The 18,936-nt window shown below is 60.8% G+C and carries 18 protein-coding genes; 10 read left to right on the plus strand and 8 right to left on the minus strand.

Annotated features, from left to right (window positions below):
• Positions 1–29: 29 nt before the first annotated feature.
• The 5 genes from C4J85_RS21025 to C4J85_RS21045 form a co-directional block, all read right to left on the minus strand.
• A complete protein-coding gene (locus tag C4J85_RS21025; RefSeq protein ID WP_124368119.1) occupies positions 30–1,316 on the minus strand; it encodes an ABC transporter substrate-binding protein in 1,287 nt (428 codons plus the stop codon).
• 104 nt (positions 1,317–1,420) lie between these two features.
• Entirely contained in the window at positions 1,421–2,680 is a 1,260-nt protein-coding gene (locus tag C4J85_RS21030; protein ID WP_124368120.1) for an AGE family epimerase/isomerase, read from the minus strand.
• A gap of 202 nt (positions 2,681–2,882) precedes the next feature.
• Positions 2,883–3,707, minus strand: a complete 825-nt coding sequence (locus C4J85_RS21035; RefSeq protein ID WP_124410630.1) for an ATPase — start codon at positions 3,705–3,707, stop codon at positions 2,883–2,885.
• Between the two features lie 127 nt (positions 3,708–3,834).
• Positions 3,835–4,833, minus strand: coding sequence for an NAD(P)-dependent oxidoreductase (locus C4J85_RS21040; RefSeq protein ID WP_124368122.1), 999 nt, complete (start codon positions 4,831–4,833; stop codon positions 3,835–3,837).
• Between the two features lie 52 nt (positions 4,834–4,885).
• Positions 4,886–5,779: a LysR family transcriptional regulator ArgP gene (locus C4J85_RS21045; protein ID WP_124368123.1), complete on the minus strand. Its 894-nt coding sequence runs from the start codon at positions 5,777–5,779 to the stop codon at positions 4,886–4,888.
• A gap of 98 nt (positions 5,780–5,877) precedes the next feature.
• Between C4J85_RS21045 and C4J85_RS21050 the strand changes: the two genes are divergently transcribed.
• The 7 genes from C4J85_RS21050 to C4J85_RS21080 all read left to right on the plus strand — a co-directional run bounded on the left by C4J85_RS21050 (position 5,878) and on the right by C4J85_RS21080 (position 13,442).
• Positions 5,878–6,279: an ACT domain-containing protein gene (locus C4J85_RS21050; RefSeq protein ID WP_124410631.1), complete on the plus strand. Its 402-nt coding sequence runs from the start codon at positions 5,878–5,880 to the stop codon at positions 6,277–6,279.
• A gap of 5 nt (positions 6,280–6,284) precedes the next feature.
• Positions 6,285–6,887, plus strand: a complete 603-nt coding sequence (locus C4J85_RS21055; RefSeq protein WP_124364130.1) for a LysE/ArgO family amino acid transporter — start codon at positions 6,285–6,287, stop codon at positions 6,885–6,887.
• 177 nt (positions 6,888–7,064) lie between these two features.
• Complete coding sequence (locus tag C4J85_RS21060) at positions 7,065–7,661, plus strand: superoxide dismutase (RefSeq protein WP_065949384.1); 597 nt, start codon at positions 7,065–7,067, stop codon at positions 7,659–7,661.
• Positions 7,662–7,816: 155 nt separating this feature from the next.
• Entirely contained in the window at positions 7,817–7,996 is a 180-nt protein-coding gene (locus tag C4J85_RS21065; protein WP_104504514.1) for a hypothetical protein, read from the plus strand.
• Between the two features lie 210 nt (positions 7,997–8,206).
• Complete coding sequence (locus tag C4J85_RS21070; protein ID WP_124368126.1) at positions 8,207–10,258, plus strand: bifunctional diguanylate cyclase/phosphodiesterase; 2,052 nt, start codon at positions 8,207–8,209, stop codon at positions 10,256–10,258.
• Positions 10,259–10,385: 127 nt separating this feature from the next.
• Positions 10,386–11,726, plus strand: a complete 1,341-nt coding sequence (locus C4J85_RS21075; protein WP_124364132.1) for an imelysin family protein — start codon at positions 10,386–10,388, stop codon at positions 11,724–11,726.
• A gap of 261 nt (positions 11,727–11,987) precedes the next feature.
• Positions 11,988–13,442, plus strand: coding sequence for a TrkH family potassium uptake protein (locus C4J85_RS21080; RefSeq protein ID WP_124410632.1), 1,455 nt, complete (start codon positions 11,988–11,990; stop codon positions 13,440–13,442).
• Here the strand turns inward: C4J85_RS21080 and C4J85_RS21085 are convergent.
• Positions 13,399–14,454, minus strand: a complete 1,056-nt coding sequence (locus tag C4J85_RS21085) for an AraC family transcriptional regulator (RefSeq protein WP_124410633.1) — start codon at positions 14,452–14,454, stop codon at positions 13,399–13,401. The two genes, C4J85_RS21080 and C4J85_RS21085, sit on opposite strands and share 44 nt — an antisense overlap.
• A 162-nt stretch (positions 14,455–14,616) precedes the next feature.
• Between C4J85_RS21085 and C4J85_RS21090 the strand changes: the two genes are divergently transcribed.
• The 3 genes from C4J85_RS21090 (at position 14,617) to C4J85_RS21100 (ending at position 16,724) form a co-directional block, all read left to right on the plus strand.
• Positions 14,617–14,928, plus strand: a complete 312-nt coding sequence (locus C4J85_RS21090) for a DUF962 domain-containing protein (protein WP_124368130.1) — start codon at positions 14,617–14,619, stop codon at positions 14,926–14,928.
• A 312-nt stretch (positions 14,929–15,240) separates the two neighbouring features.
• Positions 15,241–15,423 carry a hypothetical protein gene (locus C4J85_RS21095; protein ID WP_124410634.1) on the plus strand — a complete coding sequence of 61 codons (183 nt, stop codon included), beginning with the start codon at positions 15,241–15,243 and terminating at the stop codon, positions 15,421–15,423.
• Between the two features lie 104 nt (positions 15,424–15,527).
• Positions 15,528–16,724, plus strand: a complete 1,197-nt coding sequence (locus C4J85_RS21100) for an MFS transporter (protein WP_124410635.1) — start codon at positions 15,528–15,530, stop codon at positions 16,722–16,724.
• Here C4J85_RS21100 and arfB read toward each other — a convergent pair.
• The gene (gene arfB / locus C4J85_RS21105; protein ID WP_124410636.1) at positions 16,721–17,134 is read right to left on the minus strand and encodes an alternative ribosome rescue aminoacyl-tRNA hydrolase ArfB; all 414 of its coding nucleotides are present in this window, start codon (positions 17,132–17,134) and stop codon (positions 16,721–16,723) included. The two genes, C4J85_RS21100 and arfB, sit on opposite strands and share 4 nt — an antisense overlap.
• A gap of 102 nt (positions 17,135–17,236) precedes the next feature.
• Positions 17,237–18,658 carry an amino acid permease gene (locus C4J85_RS21110; RefSeq protein ID WP_124405108.1) on the minus strand — a complete coding sequence of 474 codons (1,422 nt, stop codon included), beginning with the start codon at positions 18,656–18,658 and terminating at the stop codon, positions 17,237–17,239.
• Positions 18,659–18,936: the final 278 nt, after the last annotated feature.

Consider the following 18,936-nt stretch of genomic DNA (forward strand, 5'->3'; position numbering starts at 1 on the left):
CTCCTACAGAAAAGCGCTTTTAGAGCGCGTTACTTGGCTGACTTGATCGCAGCGCCCAATTTCTTGGCGGTGTCGGCCGGGTCGGCTTTCGGATCGTTGATGTAGTTGGTGACCACGTCAAAGAACGCACCTTGTACCGCCAGGGTGGTGGCCATGTTGTGCGCCATGCTTGGCTGCAGGCCACCGGTCTTGGCATCGGTCAGGAAGTCCTTGGCCGCCGTCTGGGCGCAGGAGTCGAAACCGTACGAATCCATTTTGTTCAGCATGTCGTTGCGCACAGGGATCGAACCCTTGTTGATGCTGAACACTTTCTGGAAGTTTTCACCCAGGACGACTTTGGCGATGTCCTGCTGGCCAGCGGCAGTGCCTTTGTCTTTCTGCTTGAACACCGCCAGGGAGTCGATGTTGTAAGTGAAGGCTTTGTCGGTGCCCGGGAACGCTACGCACTCGTAGTCCTTGCCGGCGACTTTCTTGGCGGCGGTCCATTCGGACTTGGCCCAGTCACCCATGATCTGCATGCCGGCCTTGCCGTTGATGACTTTACCGGCTTCGAGGTTCCAGTCCTGGCCTTTGCCGTCAACGTCCATATAGGTCGCGACTTTCTTCAGCTCGGTCAGCGACTTGACCATTTCCGGGCCGGTCAGTGCGCCGTTATCCAGGTCGACCAGGGCTTTCTTGTAGCCATCGGCACCCATCACCGAGAGCACCACCGCCTCGAACACGGTGCTGTCCTGCCAAGGCTGGCCGCCGTGAGCGAGCGCAATGAAGCCCGCCGCTTTCAGCTTGTCGCCGGCGGCATAGAATTCTTCGAGGGTGGTGGGGTTCTTGGTGATGCCGGCTTTCTTGAAGACTTCCGGGTTGATCCACAGCCAGTTCACACGGTGGATGTTGACCGGTACGGCGACGTAGTCACCGTCGTACTTCACGGTGTCGGAGACTTTCTTGTCGAGCAGGGAGTCCCATTTTTCTTCTTTGGCGACGTCTTTGAGCACGTCGGTGTCGAGCAGGCCGGTGGACGCCCATTCCTGGATGTCCGGGCCTTTGATCTGGGCGACGCCAGGTGGGTTGCCGGCGACCGCACGGCTTTTCAGCACGGTCATTGCAGTGGCACCGCCGCCACCTGCAACAGCGCCGTCTTTCCAGGTGAAGCCGTCTTTCTCGACTTGGGCCTTCAAGACATCGACAGCCGCTTTTTCACCGCCCGAGGTCCACCAATGCACCACTTCAACCGTCCCTTTCGAGTCGGCGGCAAATGCACTGAGGGGAAACAACGAGGCAACGGAAATAGCTACGGCGAGGCGATTAATCGCGTTCATCTGAATACCTTTTCTTGTTGTTATGCATGCAAGTCTAGAGCTTGCGCTGCACGGAGTTTAAACAGGGATTTTCCGGGCGCAGGTAACAAAGGGACGTACAAATGTCACCACTTGGTGACATAGCGTCCGCTGCCCAATGCACTGGCCAGGCTGGGTGCCAAGGGTAATGCAGGCAGCAACACGGCTTGCCAGGCATGGTACAGGTCCGGTTTGCCCGCCCAGATTTTGCTGCTGGGCTGGTTGTGCGGGCTGAGTTCGTGATGCCAGCTGCCATGGAGCCGGTCGATGAAATGGGTTTCGCAAAACTCCCAGAACCGCCGGTACCAGATTTCATAATGCAACTCACCGGTACGCTTGAGCAGCGCCTGGGCCGCAGCGCTGGCTTCGGCATGGGTCCAGTGCAGGCGTTCGCGAACGACCGGGCGGTTGTTCCAATCCAGGGTGTAGACAATGCCCGGCGCACCATCCACGGCCCAGGCATAGTCGCAGGCGCTGGCAAACAGCCCTTGGGCATCGCTCACCAACCAGTCCGGCGTGAACAGCCCGGCTTGCAGGCGCGCGGCTTCCAGATGCAGTACCAGCCGCGCCCATTCGAAGCCATGGCCGGGGGTGATGCCGTAGGGACGGAAACCGTCGGCGGGGTTGTCTTCATTGTAAGCGGGCAAAGGCTTCCACTGGGCGTCGAAGTGCTCGATCACCATAAAGTGGCTACCGGCGGCGTGGGTGTGGATAACGCGCTCGACGATACGCAACGCGCGGTCCAGCCAGCGCGTGTCACCGGTGACATCGGCCAGGGCGAGGAACGCTTCGGTGGCGTGCATGTTGCTGTTGGCGCCGCGATAGGCTTCGACGCCGCTCCAATCGCGGGCGAAGGATTCGAGCATCACGCCCTCCTCCTCGCTCCAGAAAAACTGGTCGATGATATGGACCGCATCGTTCAACAGGGTTTGCGCGCCGGGGGCACCGGCCAGCACCGCAGAGCTGGCGGCCAGGGCGACGAAGGCATGCAGGTAAGCGGCCTTGCCGGTATTGCCATCGATGGCGTCGGGCGCGGCGAACCAGCCACCGTGTTCGCTATCGTGCAACGGGCCACTGAGGGCCGCGACGCCGTGGGCTACCAGCTCGGCGTAACCGGGCAGCCCCATGGCGTGGGCCATGGCGAAGCTGTGGGTCATACGGGCAGTGTTCATGGTTTCGGCATGGGCATCGGCCGGCAACTGGCCTCTATCGTCGAGGTTGCCAAAGCCGTGCGGCAGGCGCGAAGCCTTGGCAAATGACAGCAAACGCTGGCCTTCTGCCGCGAGCCAGGCGTGATGGGCAGGTGCGTTCAGCCAACTGCTGGCAGGCAGTGGTTGCATGGTCATGGGTAGCCCTTGTTATTTTTTATGGGTGACCGGAGTCTAAACAAGGGCATGAAAGCGGCAAGTAACGAAGGCGAAGATAAATGTCACCGGATGGTGACAAACTTGAGCACGACAGAGATTTACTTAACTAATACAGATTCAAATGTGGGAGGGGGCAAGCCCCCTCCCACATTTTGATTTCATTCACAGCTCACAGACCAAGTTATTGACCCAGTGGCGCCGCCGCCGCCGGCGCATTGAGACGTTGATTCAGGTTCTGCACCTGGCTTTGCAAGGTCGTGATATTGCGCGTGGTCTGGATGCGGAACACGTCGAACTCTTTATTGGTCGGTGCATCCGTGGTGGCGGGCTGGTTTTCCTGCGCGCTCTTGAGTACCAGCACGTCCTGCTCAAGACGGGCGATGGCCGCCGTCGGATTGCCTTGCTTCTTCAAGGCCGCCACGTCGCTGGCCAGGTCCTTGGTCTCAACCTGTGCCGCCTTGAGGCTGGCGACCGCATCGGTCAGGGCCTGCACCTGGCCCTGCAATTTGGCATTCGCATTCGCAAGCTCAGTGGTGCTGGCGCTCATCTGTGCCAGGCGCTGGTCGAGCGCGGTGGCTTGGCCGGCCACGCCCACTTGTTGCTTGCCCTGCTCGAGCAACTGGGCTTCCAGCTGTTTGATCTGCAATTTCAGGGCTTCGCTGCCGTTGTTCACATTGGCTTCGCTGGCCACGACCTTGCCGGAAATATCCTGCAGGCGCCCCGCCGCTTCTTCGCTGATACGCGCAAAGCTTTCCTGGGTGGCGACCAGTTGCTGGCCCATCAGGGAAATCTGCTGGAAGCTCCACCAGGCAAGACCGGCAAAGGCGATCAGCAATGCGCCGACCAGCGCCCACAACGGGCCGGTGTTGGCCCGTTTAACCTTGACCACAGGCGTCGTCCGCGAGCGCACCGAGGTGGCGGCAGTCGGCACGAAATCATCATCGTCCCCGGGATCAGCCCGCAGGCTGGGAACGTTGTCGAAGTCGTCTTTAGCATCGTTACGCATGAATCTACCCTGAATCAATGAGATGGCCGGCTGGAAAGCCGAGCGGCGCGAGTATAAACCCTGCGCCCGGCGCATGGGTCGACACGCAACCGGCGATACGGTTCCCGATGTGTTGCTGGTTGTGAGCTTAAGCGTGGCCCGGGGCCTGGGCCTTCCACCAGGTACAGAACTCGTCGAGGGCGCTCCACAGGCTGACCTTGGGCTCATAGTCGAGATAATGCCGCGCCCGGCTGATGTCGAGGGTGAAATCTTTGTTCATGACCTGCATGCCCAGGCGCGACAACGACGGCTCCGGCCGCCCCGGCCACATTGCGCAGAACGCCTCATTCAAAGCCGCCATGCTGTAGGACAAACCATAGGAGCGATAGCGGGTGACCTGCGGCAGGTCCATTTGTCGCATCACGTAGTTGACCACGTCCCACACCGGCACCGGCGTGCCATTGCTGATGTTGTAGGCCTTGCCCAATGCCGAACCAGGCGCCAGCAAACTGCTGAGCAGCGCCTCGTTAAGGTTGTGCACGCTGGTGAAATCGACCTTGTTGAGGCCGTCACCGACGATGGCCAGGCGGTTCTTGCGCTGCATCTTCAACAGACGCGGGAACAGGCTCATGTCACCGGCACCGGTGACGAAACGCGGGCGCAGGGCCAGCACTTCCAGACCGAATTCCTGGGCCCCGAAGACCTTCTGCTCCGCCAGGTACTTGGTCGCCGCATAAGGATGCTTGAAGCGCTTGGGCACTTGCTCTTCGGTCAGCCCCAAGTGGTCGCGCCCATCGAAATAGATGGAGGGCGAGGACAGATGCACCAACCGCCCGACGCGCTGCTTGAGGCACGCTTCGACAACGTTCTCGGTGACCAGCACATTGCCCTGATGGAAATCCTGATACTTGCCCCACAGCCCGACGGCACCGGCGCAATGCACCACGGCCTCGACGTCACGGCACAGCGCGCGCACCAGGTCGGCATCGTTCAGATCGCCCTGGATAAACTCGGCCCCGCGCCGCACCAGATGTTCCACACCCTCGGCACGACGCCCGTTGACCCGCACGTCCAAGCCCTGCTCCAGGGCGAAACGCGCAAAGCGCCCGCCGATGAAGCCGCTTGCGCCGGTGACCAGAATCTTCATGCATTACCCCATGTTCTTTCGTTTTTCATCGCTGTTGCCTTGACGCCCGCCATCACTTCAACGGCACCAACCATTGTCCACAGACCTGTGCCAGATGCTCGGTCAACAGGCCCAACAGTTGCCCGCCGCTGCGCCAATGATGCCAGTACAGCGGCACGTCGATGGGCTTATCTGGCAGCAATTCGACCAACAGGCCGTTCTGCAGCTGGTCGCGTACCTGCAGTTCGGGTACCAGCCCCCAGCCCAGCCCAGCTTCCGTCAGGCGAATAAAGCCTTCGGACGACGGGCATAAATGGTGCTCGAAACCACCGTTCACCCCGAGCGAAGCCAGGTAACGGTGTTGCAGGAAATCATCCGGCCCGAACACCAGGGCCGGGGTACTGGCCAACTGGTCGGCCTGCACGCCAGCGGGGAAGTGCCGCGCGATAAACGCGGGGCTGGCCAATGCGCGATAACGCATGGCGCCAAGCGCCAGGCTGCGGGCGCCGGCCACCGGGCGCTCGCTGGCGCAGATGCAGGCCGCCACTTCACCGGCGCGCATGCGTTTGAGGCCGACAGTCTGGTCCTCTACCACCAGGTCCAGCAGCAAGTGCTGTTCGCCGCAGAAATCACTCACCGCCAGCGCCCACCAGGTGGCGAGGCTGTCGGCGTTCAGCGCGATGCGCAAGCGCTCGGGCATGCCTTCTTCGTCCAACGCGGGCACCTGGCTTTGCAGGTCGCGCTCCAGCAGCCGCACCTGTTGCACATGGTTGAGCAAGCGCCGACCGATATCGGTGGGGGTCGGCGGCGTTGCCCGTACCAGTACCGGTTGGCCGACGCGCGCTTCCAGCAGCTTGATGCGCTGGGACACGGCCGACTGCGACAGCCCCAGCACCTGCGCGCCGCGCTCGAAGCCCGCCTGTTCCACTACGGCCGCCAACGCGGAAAGCAATTTATAGTCGAACATCAGTTTCCCTAATGAGCGATCAGCAATATTGATTTTTCTTATACAGCCTGTACCCAGAGAATAGCCAGCATCGCTTCTCTCTTTATAAGGAACCTTCCATGGTTGGCGAAACTTCCCTGGCAACCCTGTTGCGCAGCATGAGCCCTCAGCTCAATGACGGTGACTACGTATTCTGCACCCTGCCCGATCACCGCATCCCGGCCGGTTGCGAGGTGATCGGCAGCTTTCGCGAGCAGGAAGGCCTGACGTTGATCCTGGAACGCCGGCACGCCGAGCAGGCCGGCCTGGCATTCGACTATGTGGCGGCATGGATCACCTTGAATGTGCATTCAGCCCTCGAAGCGGTGGGCCTGACCGCCGCGTTCGCCAGCGCGCTGGGTCAGGCCGGTATCAGTTGCAACGTGATCGCCGGTTATTACCACGACCACCTGTTTGTCGGTCGCGCGGATGCCGAGCGCGCCATGCATGTGTTGCACCAGTTGGCGGCGGACGCGGAGTAAACCCAATGTGGCAAAGCTATCTGAATGGGCTGTTGGTGTCCCTCGGCCTGATCATGGCGATCGGCAGCCAAAACGCCTTTGTCTTGGCGCAAAGCCTGCGCCGCGAACATCACCTGCCGGTGGCCGCGTTGTGCGTGGTGTGCGATGCATTGCTGGTGGCAGCCGGCGTATTCGGCCTGGCGACGGTACTGGCGCAAAGCCCGCTGCTGCTGGGCATTGCCCGTTGGGGCGGCGCGGCGTTCCTGCTGTGGTACGGCACCCTGGCATTGCGTCGAGCGTTTTCGAAACAGAGCCTGGAGCAAGGCGCACACCTCAAGGTGCGCTCATTGCGCGCGGTGCTGCTCAGCGCCCTGGCGGTAACCCTGCTCAACCCCCACGTGTACCTGGACACCGTGCTGTTGATCGGCTCACTGGGCGCGCAGCAAACCGAACCGGGCGCGTATGTAGCAGGCGCCGCCAGCGCTTCGTTGCTGTGGTTCGCAACGCTGGCCCTCGGCGCGGCGTGGTTGGCGCCCTGGCTGGCACGCCCGGCCACCTGGCGCCTGCTGGACCTGCTGGTGGCCGTGATGATGTTCAGCGTGGCCTACCAATTAATCAGTGCGCCATGAACTTATTCCAAAAGGCTCTGGAACCTCTATCCCACACAGTTGTTGCGTGGTTTTGCCGCACCCCCGGTGCTATGATCCCGAACTTGCGCCGCAAAGAGTACAGACTCGCCGGCGCTTGTTTGGCCGCCCGTGATCGGCCTTGCGCTCACCGCAACTGACCTGATTAGGAGAATCATCATGGCTTTCGAATTGCCGCCGCTGCCCTACGCACACGATGCCCTGCAGCCGCACATCTCCAAGGAAACCCTGGAGTATCACCACGACAAGCACCACAACACCTATGTCGTGAACCTGAACAACCTGGTGCCAGGCACCGAGTTCGAAGGCAAGACCCTGGAAGAAATCGTCAAGTCTTCCTCGGGCGGTATCTTCAACAACGCCGCTCAGGTCTGGAACCACACGTTCTACTGGAACTGCCTGGCGCCAAACGCCGGCGGCCAACCTACCGGCGCACTGGCTGAAGCCATCAACGCTGCGTTCGGTTCGTTCGACAAGTTCAAGGAAGAGTTCAGCAAGACGTCCATCGGCACCTTCGGTTCCGGTTGGGGCTGGCTGGTGAAGAAGGCTGACGGTTCCCTGGCCCTGGCCAGCACCATCGGCGCAGGCAACCCGCTGACCAACGGCGACACCCCGCTGCTGACCTGCGATGTCTGGGAACACGCCTACTACATCGACTACCGCAACGTGCGTCCGAAGTATGTAGAAGCGTTCTGGAACCTGGTCAACTGGAAGTTCGTGGCCGAGCAGTTCGAAGGCAAGACCTTCACTGCCTAAGCAACGCTTGCAGTAGAAAGAGCCCGGCGATTGCCGGGCTTTTTCATGGGCGCTGGAAAGTAGCGAGTTGATTGGAATCCTGGAACTCGCCGAAGGGAATTTGCCACGCACAGAGTGAGAGGAATAACCCTCTCGCGCTCTTCTGGAGAAAAAAGATGGAAGAAATCGGAAAAGCAGGCGGGCAAATGGCGATGCAACTCATCAGCGGCCTGATGAAAGGTCTTGCCGGTGGTGCAGGTGGCGGCGGCGATGAAGGTGGCGCGAAAGCACCAGAGCGCCCCGGTGAGGACAACATGCCACCGCCACCGCCGAAGATTGATTTTTCAGTCAGTTAATCAATGCGTTTGAAATGCCAAGCTACCGTTGGCATGCAGCGCGTTAGTCAAACAGTCAGACGGCGGAACGAATCCGCCGTTTTTCTGGTTTTTTCCTTTCTGTCAGGTGTGAAGTCGCCTTGCGCGCCAATGTTCCTTTGACTGCCATCGCCCGATTGCCAATACTCATGGCATATTGAAGGCCACCCGCATGAGACAAGGAATGCCCCTTTGAAGCTGGAACTCAAAAACAGCTTGTCGGTGAAGTTGCTACGGGTTGTCTTGCTCTCGGCATTGATCGTGGGCGTAGCGCTGAGCGTGGCGCAGATCGTGTTCGATGCCTACAAGACGCGCCAGGCCGTGGCCGGTGATGCCCAACGTATTCTCGACATGTTTCGCGACCCCTCGACCCAGGCCGTGTATAGCCTGGACCGCGAAATGGGCATGCAGGTGATCGAAGGGCTGTTTCAGGATGACGCCGTGCGCGTCGCGTCCATCGGTCATCCCAACGAAACCATGCTCGCGGAAAAAAGCCGCGCCTTGCAGCAATCTTCCAGCCGCTGGTTGACCGACCTGATTCTGGGACAGGAACGCACCTTCACCACCGCCCTGGTCGGCAAGGGCCCCTACAGCGAGTACTACGGCGACCTGAGCATTACCCTTGACACCGCCACCTACGGCGAAGGCTTTATTGTCAGCTCAGTAATCATCTTTATTTCCGGCGTGCTGCGCGCCCTGGCCATGGGCCTGGTGCTGTACCTGGTGTACCACTGGCTGCTGACCAAACCGCTGTCGCGGATTATCGAACACCTGACGTCGATCAACCCGGACCGGCCCAGCGAGCACAAGATCCCGCAGCTCAAGGGGCATGAGCGCAACGAGCTGGGCCTGTGGATAAACACCGCCAACCAGTTGCTCGAATCCATCGAACGCAATACCCACCTGCGCCACGCGGCCGAGTCCAGCCTGTTGCGCATGGCCCAGTATGACTTTCTCACCGGCCTGCCGAACCGCCAGAAGTTGCAGGAGCAACTGGACAGGATCCTGACCGACGCAGGCCGTCGTCAGCGCCGGGTGGCGGTGTTGTGCGTGGGGTTGGATGACTTCAAGAGCGTCAACGAACAATTCACCTACCAGAACGGCGACAAACTGCTGCTGGCACTGGCCGATCGTTTGCGCGCCCATAGCGGTCGCCTCGGCGCGCTCGCACGCCTGGGGGGCGACCAGTTCGCCCTGGTGCAAGCCGATATCGACCAGCCCTACGAAGCCGCCGAACTGGCGCAAAGCATTCTGGATGACCTGGAAGCGGAATTCGCCCTCGACCAGGACCAGATTCGTTTGCGCGCCACCATCGGCATCACCTTGTTCCCGGAAGACGGCGACAGCACGGAGAAATTGCTGCAAAAGGCCGAACAGACCATGACCCTGGCCAAAAGCCGCTCGCGCAACCGTTATCAGTTCTATATCGCCAGCGTCGACAGCGAAATGCGTCGGCGCCGCGAGCTGGAAAAAGACCTGCGCGATGCCTTGAGCCGCGACCAGTTCCACTTGGTGTACCAACCGCAGATCAGCTATCGCGACCTGCGCGTGGTCGGTGTAGAGGCGTTGATTCGCTGGCAGCACCCGGAACACGGCCTGGTTCCGCCGGACCTGTTCATCCCGCTGGCGGAACAGAATGGCACCATCATTCCCATCGGCGAATGGGTGCTTGACCAGGCGTGCCGCCAACTGCGCGAGTGGCATGACCAGGGCTTCACCGAGCTGCGCATGGCGGTCAACCTGTCCACCGTGCAGTTGCACCACACCGAATTGCCGCGGGTGGTCAACAACCTGATGCAGATTTATCGCCTGCCGCCGCGCAGCCTGGAGCTGGAAGTCACCGAAACGGGCCTGATGGAAGACATCAGCACTGCGGCCCAACACCTGTTGAGCCTGCGTCGTTCGGGGGCGCTGATCGCCATCGATGACTTCGGCACCGGCTATTCATCCCTCAGTTACCTCAAAAGCCTGCCGCTGGACAAGATCAAGATCGACAAGAGCTTCGTCCAGGACCTGCTGGACGTAGACGACGATGCGACCATCGTGCGGGCGATTATCCAACTGGGCAAAAGCCTGGGCATGCAGGTGATTGCCGAAGGCGTGGAGACCGCCGAACAGGAGGCCTACATCATTTCCGAGGGCTGCCATGAAGGCCAGGGTTACTACTACAGCAAACCGCTGCCGGCCCGGGAGTTGGCGGCTTACTTGAAGCAATCGGAACGCAATAACGCGGCGATTCTTTGAGCGGGCCGAACGATTCCAAATATTTCACGCGTATAAGCCTTTACACAAAATGCAAATCTTTCGCATTATGTCGCAGCTTTTGCGCCCGCGCGCGCGCCCTATCAACAACCGAAGCAGGATGTTCGCCATGATTCGTATGCCCCTGGCCACCGCCAGTCTGCTGGCTATCGCCATTTCTCTCGCCGGTTGCGGCGAAGGTAAAGACAAGGCCGCCGCGCCTCAGGCGCCTGCCGCTGCCAGCACTACCGCCCCAGCGCCAGCCGCGCCTGCGGGCCAGGTCGACGAGGCTGCCGCCAAGGCCGTGGTCGCGCATTACGCAGACATGGTGTTTGCGGTGTACAGCGACGCCGAGTCCACCGCGAAAACCCTGCAGACCGCCATCGACACCTTCCTGGCCAACCCGAACGACGACACGCTCAAAGCGGCCCGTACCGCCTGGATCGCTGCGCGCGTACCTTACCTGCAGAGTGAAGTGTTCCGCTTCGGCAACACCATCATCGACGACTGGGAAGGCCAGGTGAACGCCTGGCCCCTGGACGAGGGGCTGATCGACTATGTCGACAAATCCTACGAACACGCACTGGGCAATCCAGGCGCCAACGCCAACATCATCGCCAATACCGAGGTCCAGGTCGGCGAAGACAAGGTCGACGTCAAGGAGATTACCCCGGAAAAACTCGCCAGCCTCAATGAGCTGGGCGGTTCCGAAGCCAACGTCGCCACCGGCTATCACGCAATCGAATTCCTGCTCTGGGGCCAGGACCTCAACGGTACCGGTCCAGGCGCGGGTAACCGCCCGGCCTCGGATTACATGACCGGTGACGGTGCCACCGGCGGCCACAACGAGCGTCGTCGTACCTACCTGCGCGCCGTGACCCAACTGCTGGTCAGCGACCTGCAGGAAATGGTCGGCAACTGGAAGCCCAACGTCGAAGACAACTACCGCGCCACCCTGGAGTCGGAACCGGCTACCGACGGCCTGCGCAAAATGTTGTTCGGCATGGGCAGCCTGTCCCTCGGCGAGCTGGCCGGCGAACGCATGAAGGTGTCCCTGGAGGCCAACTCGCCGGAAGACGAGCAGGACTGCTTCAGCGACAACACGCATAACTCGCACTTCTATGACGCCAAGGGCATTCGCAACGTCTACCTGGGCGAGTACACCCGCGTCGACGGCAACAAGCTGACCGGCCCGAGCCTGTCGTCCCTGGTGGCGAAAGCCGACCCGGCGGCCGATGCAGCCCTCAAGGCTGACCTGGCGGCGACCGAAGCGAAGATCCAGGTGATGGTTGACCACGCCGCCAAGGGCGAGCACTACGACCAGTTGATCGCAGCCGGTAACGATGCGGGTAACCAGATCGTACGTGACGCAATCGCTGCGCTGGTCAAGCAGACCGGTTCAATCGAAGCCGCTGCGGGCAAACTGGGCATCAGCGACCTGAACCCGGACAGCGCTGATCACGAGTTCTGATCAAGGCGCAGTTGAATGAGGCGACCTGCGGGTCGCCTTTTTTGCGCCCTCTTCACCACAAAACCTATGTGGGAGGGGCGGTGCGACGATTCGACTTGCTCCCGATAGCGGTGTGTCAGTGACAAATGTATTTGCTGACCCGGCGCCATCGGGAGCAAGCCCCCTCCCACAATTTGCGCTATGTCGCGTCCAAACCCTCGGTTTACAAGACCTGCACCGCAGGTAGAATGGCGCCTCTGCCCAATCTTCAGAGCGAACTTCATGGCGTTGCCGACCCTGCGCATCATCGGTTTCATCATCGGCATCTTCCTGATCACGCTGGCGATCGCCATGGTCGTGCCCATGGCCACCCTGGTGATCTTCGAACGCACCGGCGACCTGCCGTCTTTCCTGTGGGCCAGCATGATCACCTTTATCGCCGGCCTGGCCCTGGTCATTCCCGGTCGCCCCGAGCATGTGCACCTGCGCCCACGGGACATGTACCTGCTGACGGTGACAAGCTGGGTGGTGGTGTGCGTGTTCGCGGCGCTGCCGTTTTTGCTGACCCAGCACATCAGCTACACCGACTCGTTTTTTGAAAGCATGTCCGGCATCACAGCCACCGGGTCCACGGTGTTGAGTGGGCTGGACAGCATGTCGCCGGGCATCCTGATGTGGCGCTCGCTGTTGCACTGGCTCGGCGGCATCGGCTTTATCGGCATGGCGGTGGCGATCCTGCCCCTGCTGCGCATCGGCGGCATGCGCCTGTTCCAGACCGAATCTTCGGACCGTTCGGAAAAGGTCATGCCACGCTCCCATATGGTGGCGCGGCTGATCGTTGCGGCGTATGTGGGCATCACCATCCTCGGCAGCCTGGCGTTCTGGTGGGCCGGGATGGGGTTGTTCGATGCGATCAACCACGCCATGTCGGCGATTTCCACCGGTGGGTTTTCCACCTCCGATGAATCCCTGGCGCACTGGAAGCAACCGGCGGTGCACTGGGTGGCGGTCGTGGTGATGATCCTCGGCAGCTTGCCGTTCACCCTGTATGTGGCGACATTGCGCGGCAACCGCCAGGCGCTGATCAAGGACCAGCAGGTGCAGGGTTTGCTCGGCCTGCTGCTGGTGACCTGGCTGGTACTTGGCACCTGGTATTGGTGGACCACCAACCTGCACTGGCTGGAAGCCCTTCGCCATGTGGCGCTGAACGTCACCTCGGTGGTGACCACCACCGGTTTCGCGCTGGGGGACTACAGCCTCTGGGGTAACTTCTCACTGATGCTGTTCTTCTACCTGGGCTTTATCGGCGGCTGTTCGGGTTCTACCGCCGGCGGGATCAAGATCTTCCGCTTCCAGGTCGCCTATATCCTGCTCAAGGCCAACCTTAACCAGCTGATTCACCCACGCGCGGTGATCAAACAGAAGTACAACGGCCATCGTCTCGACGAAGAAATCGTGCGCTCGATCCTGACTTTTTCGTTTTTCTTCGCCATCACCATCTGCGCCATCGCGCTGGCCCTGTCACTGCTGGGGCTGGACTGGATGACCGCGTTGACCGGCGCGGCCAGCACTGTATCCGGCGTCGGCCCCGGCCTGGGTGAAACCATCGGCCCGGCCGGCAACTTCGCCAGCCTGCCGGATGCGGCCAAGTGGATTCTGTCGCTGGGCATGCTGCTGGGGCGGCTGGAAATTATTACGGTGTTTGTGCTTTGTATTCCGGCGTTCTGGCGTCACTGACGCTCGCTTGCAGCAACCGCGCCCGGTATTCGCCGGGCGTGGCGTCGAACCAGCGGCGAAACGCGCGAAAGAAGTTGCTCGGGTCGGCGAACCCCAACAGGTAGGCAATTTCCAGCAAGGTCATGCTCGGCTGCGCCAGGTATTGCTCGGCCAGCTCGCGGCGGGTGTCATCGAGCAGGGTCTGGAAGCTGGTGCCCTCCTCCTGCAAACGCCGCTGCAAGGTACGCTGGGACAGGTGCAACGTCTGCGCCACCACTTCGCGCTTGGGTTCGCCCTGGGGCAGCAGGCGGCACAGCACTTGCCGTGCCTTGTGGGTCACGCGGCTTTCGGAAAAGCGCGCCAGGTATTCACCGGCAAACCGATCATGCAGCAGCGCCATGGCCTCGTTGGCCGTGGGCAGCGGGGCATCCATGTCAGCCTGTTCGAAAATCAGCGCGTCATAGGGCGCATTGAATTCCAGCGGCGCATGGAACACCTGTTTATAGGGCGCCAGGTCGACCGGCTGAGCGCCTTGCAACAGTACTTTACGCGGTTGCAGGGTTCGCCCGGTGAGCCAGCCGCACAGCGCCAACGCGCTGGCCAGCGAGGCTTCGGCGCTTTGCCGGGTGGGCGGCAGATGGTCACCGTGCACTGTCAGAATCAGCGCATAACCCTCGGGTAACAAGCGGAAGCTCAAGTCGGCGCTTTCGGCGATGATGCGCTGGTAACGCACCAGGCGCCCAAAGCCTTCGGCCAGGGTGTTGCTGGACATCAAGGCATAACCGGCCACATGAAACGATGCCGGGCGCACCACTTTCCCCATGTTCAGGCCAATTGCCGGGTTGCCCGACACCTGCACCGCGCGCTGCCACAAACGGGTCATGGCGTCTTGCGCAAACCGCGCGTCGGGATCACTGAGGGCGGCGTAGTCCAGCCCCAGTTGTTGGAACAGGGCCCGGCAATCCAGGCCGTCCATTTCCAAGGCCTTGACTATCCCCATCGCCCAGCTTGCAGAAGTTGTTCGTTCGCTCATGGCGTCTTCTTGAATAAAGCTGGCCTGAATGGCAGGCCAGGAAGGCAAGGATACTAAAGTGGCATCTATTGTCACTGGCTGTAACCATCGATCACTCTAGACTCCAATAAGCTCCCCGCCGAACATCTGTTGGGCGGCATAACAATCAAAGGGCCGGCCACAGTGGAAAATCTCAAGCGATTCAACAGCTTCGCCGAGTTTTACCCGTATTACCTGGCAGAGCATGGCAACAGCACCTGCCGGCGCCTGCACTTTATCGGCACCACCCTCGTGATCGGCATTCTGGCGTATGCCGTGGGTCGAGGCTCGCTGGGCCTGCTGCTGGCCGTGCCGATTGCCGGCTACAGCTTTGCCTGGATCGGCCACTTCTTCTTTGAAAAAAACCGCCCGGCGACCTTTCAGCACCCGTTTTACAGCCTGCTGGGTGATTTTGTGATGTACCGCGACATGATTCTGGGCAAGGTGCCGTTCTAGTTTTCGTGGATATAAAAGTCTATTTGTCATTTACGGTGCTGTATCCTGCCAAGGCTTTTTGAGAGCGCGCAATCACACGCGATTTAGAACAGACCTTGCGAGGAGCGACGACGATGCACGAGATACCTAATCTCCCCTTCCCAAGCCTGCACCCAACAGAGCAGCCAACACCGCAGCAGGCCAGCCCAAAGCAGCCTGAAGCCAAACAAGCCAAACCAGTCGACAGCAAACGCCAGGACTGACGCCGTACCAGACCGTGTGGAAAGCGCCACTTCAAGCGTTTTCCACACTGCCTGAACTGGGATACCCGCCATGACCGACACCCTTCCCGATTCCCCGGACACCGCCGTCCTCGACGCCGCCTTGCAAATGATCGAGGTGTGGAACCGCCTCAGCGCGGACAAACAAGCAACATTGCTCAAGCGCTTCGGCACCCAGGAAAACGCCTTGGCCGCCCTGGTCACCACCCAACTGCTGGCCCCTGCGCAAACCTGAGGTCTTCCCGATCTGAGGTTTTTGCGCTTTAACGCCCTACGCGAGCCAAACCACCGGTATCATTAGCAGCCTATCTTTACCTGCTGCGACAGTGGACCTCTCCCATGCCAGATACCCAGCGCCCCATGGCGGTCACGCTGCAAGTCGTTTCCATCGTGCTGTTCACCTTTATCGGTTACCTGAATATCGGCATCCCCCTGGCCGTTTTGCCGGGCTATGTGCATAGCGAACTGGGCTATGGCGCGGTGATTGCCGGCCTGGTGATCAGCGTGCAGTACCTGGCCACCCTGCTGAGCCGCCCGTACGCGGGCAAAATCATCGACAACCTGGGCAGCAAGCGCGCGGTGTTGATCGGCCTGGCGGGGTGTGGCTTGAGCGGTGTGTTCATGCTGCTCGCGGCGTGGTTTTCAAGCCTGCCGGCCTTGAGCCTCGCCAGCCTGCTGATCGGTCGCCTGGTGTTGGGCAGTGCTGAAAGCCTGGTGGGCTCGGGCGCCATCGGGTGGGGCATCGGCCGGGTCGGTGCGGCGAACACCGCCAAGGTCATCTCCTGGAATGGCATCGCCAGTTATGGCGCCTTGGCGGTCGGTGCGCCGTTGGGCGTATTACTGGTAAGAAGTTTCGGACTGTGGAGCATGGGCGTGAGCATCCTCCTGCTGGCGGCAGTCGGCCTGTTGCTGGCCTGGAACAAGGTTGCCGCGCCCATCGTGACCGGCGTGCGCCTGCCGTTCATGAACGTGCTGGGGCGGGTGTTACCGCACGGCTGCGCGCTGGCGTTGGGCTCCATCGGCTTTGGCACCATCGCAACCTTTATCACTTTGTATTACACCACCCAGCACTGGGATAACGCGGTGTGGGCCTTGAGCTTGTTTGGCGCCAGCTTTATCGGTGCGCGCCTGCTGTTCGGCAACCTGATCAACCGTATCGGCGGGTTTCGCGTGGCGATTGCCTGCCTGTCGGTGGAAATCCTTGGGCTGTTGTTGCTGTGGCTGGCGCCGGACGCCAACCTGGCCCTGGCGGGCGCGGCGTTGAGCGGGTTTGGCTTTTCCCTGGTATTTCCGGCGCTGGGGGTGGAAGCGGTCAACCTGGTGCCCGCCTCAAGTCGCGGTTCGGCGGTGGGGGCTTATTCGTTGTTCATCGACTTATCGCTGGGTATCACCGGGCCATTGGCCGGGGCTGTGGCGGCAGGTTTCGGCTTTGCATCGATCTTCCTGTTCGCCGCCCTCGCCGCCCTGGGTGGCTTGCTGCTGAGTGTGTACCTGTACCGCCAGGCGCCCAGGGCCCGCGAAGCACGCGAGGCCTAGAAGTCGACCTTGCCGCGCCCGGCCTTGATGCTGCCGCGCTTGGTCTTGGATTCGAGGCGACGCTTTTTCGAGCCCAGGGTCGGCTTGGTCGGGCGGCGTTTCTTCTCGACCTTGGTGGCGCTGAGGATCAACTCCACCAGGCGCTCCAGCGCATCGGCGCGGTTCTGTTCCTGGGTGCGATATTGCTGGGCCTTGAGCACCAGCACGCCTTCACTGGTGATGCGGCTGTCGCGTAATGCCAACAGCCGCTCCTTGTAAAACTCTGGCAGCGACGAGGCCGGAATATCAAAACGCAGGTGCACCGCACTCGACACCTTGTTGACGTTCTGCCCACCGGCGCCCTGGGCGCGAATGGCGGTCAGCTCGATTTCGGCGTCGGGCAGGTGCACGTTGTGGGAAATTACCAGCATTGGAACGGGTCCGTGATTCAGGCTGACCAGCATACGCCACGCGTCCCGCCAGTCCAAAAAAACCCGGCGATACGCCGGGTTCTTTATTCAGGGTAAACGAGGTTACTCAAGCACCGTCTGTGGCGTGACCAGGGCGGTTTGTGCCTTACGCTTGTTTTTCAACCAATAGCACAGAGCCATAAACGCCACCCACACCGGGATCGCATACACCGACACCTGGATACCCGGAATCATCAGCATGATCACCAGGATAAACACCACGAACGCCAGGCAGACGCAGTTGCCGTAGGGGTACCACAGCGCCTTGAACAGCGGCACCTGGCCGGTGCGGTCCATGTGCTGACGGAATTTGAAGTGGGAGAAGCTGATCATCGCCCAGTTGATCACCAACGTGGCCACTACCAGCGACATCAGCAACTCCAGCGCATGCTGCGGGATGAAATAGTTCATCAACACCGCCACCAGGGTGACCGCCGCCGACGCCAGGATCGAACGCACCGGCACCCCACGCTTGTCGATCTTGGCCAGCGCTTTCGGCGCGTCACCCTGCTCGGCCATGCCCAACAGCATGCGGCTGTTGCAGTAGGTGCCGCTGTTGTAAACCGACAGCGCCGCCGTCAATACCACAAAGTTGAGAATATGCGCGGCGGTGTTGCTGCCCAGCATCGAGAACACTTGCACGAAAGGGCTGCCGCTGTAGGCATCGCCCGACGCATTAAGGGTGGCCAGCAGGCTGTCCCACGGCGTCAGCGACAACAGCACCACCAACGCGCCGATGTAGAAAATCAGGATGCGGTAGATCACCTGATTGATCGCCTTGGGGATCACGGTGCGTGGCTGGTCCGCTTCGGCGGCGGTAAACCCGAGCATTTCCAGGCCACCGAAGGAAAACATGATGATCGCCATGGCCATCACCAATCCGCCCACGCCATGGGGAAAAAAGCCGCCGTGGTCCCACAGGTTGCTCACCGAAGCTTGCGGACCACCGCTGCCACTGACCAGCAGGTAGCTGCCCAGGGCAATCATGCCGACGATGGCCACTACCTTGATGATCGCGAACCAGAACTCGGCTTCACCGAAGACTTTGACGTTGGCCAGGTTGATCAGGTTGATCAGCACGAAGAACGCCGCCGCCGAGACCCAGGTCGGAATCTCCGGCCACCAGTAGTGCACGTATTTGCCGACTGCGGTCAGCTCCGACATCCCCACCAGGATGTACAAAATCCAGCAGTTCCAGCCCGACAGGAAACCGGCGAAACCGCCCCAATACTTGTGGGCAAAATGGCTGAAGGAACCGGCGACCGGCTCTTCGACGATCATTTCGCCGAGCTGGCGCATGATCATGAAGGCGATAAAGCCGCAGATGGCATAGCCCAGGATCATCGATGGGCCGGCAGACTTGAGTACCCCGGCCGAGCCGAGGAACAGACCGGTGCCGATGGCGCCACCGAGGGCGATCAACTGGATATGCCGATTTTTCAGGCCGCGTTTCAGCTCGCCTGAAGAAGAATGGGGTCCACTCATGAAAAAGGTCTCACGCAAGGTTTGAAGAGGTTGAATGCAGGTTGCTGCCTTGAATTACCGACTCAAGCAGCGCCGCTCAAACCCCAGCGCAGGCACCAGGAGTACAGCGTCTTTCTAGCGGTCATGCGTCACCTGTTTGTTTTTATCTGTGACGAAATCGAACCCGTCTGGCTCGTGGCCGGACGGAGTGATCAGGGCGGATACACCCTGGGTCTTGGCCTTTGCGTGGGTACGCAAGAGGGGGTCACAGTAAAACGCGGCGCATTGTACACCGCTCG

Origin of the sequence: Pseudomonas sp. R4-34-07 (genome assembly GCF_003852375.1) — a bacterium.
GTDB lineage: Bacteria > Pseudomonadota > Gammaproteobacteria > Pseudomonadales > Pseudomonadaceae > Aquipseudomonas.

What these genes read in the sequence shown, in the direction of transcription:
- C4J85_RS21025 (WP_124368119.1), bottom strand. Translation starts at nt 1,316, where the DNA reads ATGAACGCGATTAATCGCCTCGCCGTAGCTATTTCCGTTGCCTCGTTG.
- C4J85_RS21030 (WP_124368120.1), bottom strand. Translation starts at nt 2,680, where the DNA reads ATGACCATGCAACCACTGCCTGCCAGCAGTTGGCTGAACGCACCTGCC.
- C4J85_RS21035 (WP_124410630.1), bottom strand. Translation starts at nt 3,707, where the DNA reads ATGCGTAACGATGCTAAAGACGACTTCGACAACGTTCCCAGCCTGCGG.
- C4J85_RS21040 (WP_124368122.1), bottom strand. Translation starts at nt 4,833, where the DNA reads ATGAAGATTCTGGTCACCGGCGCAAGCGGCTTCATCGGCGGGCGCTTT.
- C4J85_RS21045 (WP_124368123.1), bottom strand. Translation starts at nt 5,779, where the DNA reads ATGTTCGACTATAAATTGCTTTCCGCGTTGGCGGCCGTAGTGGAACAG.
- C4J85_RS21050 (WP_124410631.1), top strand. Translation starts at nt 5,878, where the DNA reads ATGGTTGGCGAAACTTCCCTGGCAACCCTGTTGCGCAGCATGAGCCCT.
- C4J85_RS21055 (WP_124364130.1), top strand. Translation starts at nt 6,285, where the DNA reads ATGTGGCAAAGCTATCTGAATGGGCTGTTGGTGTCCCTCGGCCTGATC.
- C4J85_RS21060 (WP_065949384.1), top strand. Translation starts at nt 7,065, where the DNA reads ATGGCTTTCGAATTGCCGCCGCTGCCCTACGCACACGATGCCCTGCAG.
- C4J85_RS21065 (WP_104504514.1), top strand. Translation starts at nt 7,817, where the DNA reads ATGGAAGAAATCGGAAAAGCAGGCGGGCAAATGGCGATGCAACTCATC.
- C4J85_RS21075 (WP_124364132.1), top strand. Translation starts at nt 10,386, where the DNA reads ATGATTCGTATGCCCCTGGCCACCGCCAGTCTGCTGGCTATCGCCATT.
- C4J85_RS21080 (WP_124410632.1), top strand. Translation starts at nt 11,988, where the DNA reads ATGGCGTTGCCGACCCTGCGCATCATCGGTTTCATCATCGGCATCTTC.
- C4J85_RS21085 (WP_124410633.1), bottom strand. Translation starts at nt 14,454, where the DNA reads ATGAGCGAACGAACAACTTCTGCAAGCTGGGCGATGGGGATAGTCAAG.
- C4J85_RS21095 (WP_124410634.1), top strand. Translation starts at nt 15,241, where the DNA reads ATGACCGACACCCTTCCCGATTCCCCGGACACCGCCGTCCTCGACGCC.
- C4J85_RS21100 (WP_124410635.1), top strand. Translation starts at nt 15,528, where the DNA reads ATGCCAGATACCCAGCGCCCCATGGCGGTCACGCTGCAAGTCGTTTCC.
- arfB (WP_124410636.1), bottom strand. Translation starts at nt 17,134, where the DNA reads ATGCTGGTAATTTCCCACAACGTGCACCTGCCCGACGCCGAAATCGAG.
- C4J85_RS21110 (WP_124405108.1), bottom strand. Translation starts at nt 18,658, where the DNA reads ATGAGTGGACCCCATTCTTCTTCAGGCGAGCTGAAACGCGGCCTGAAA.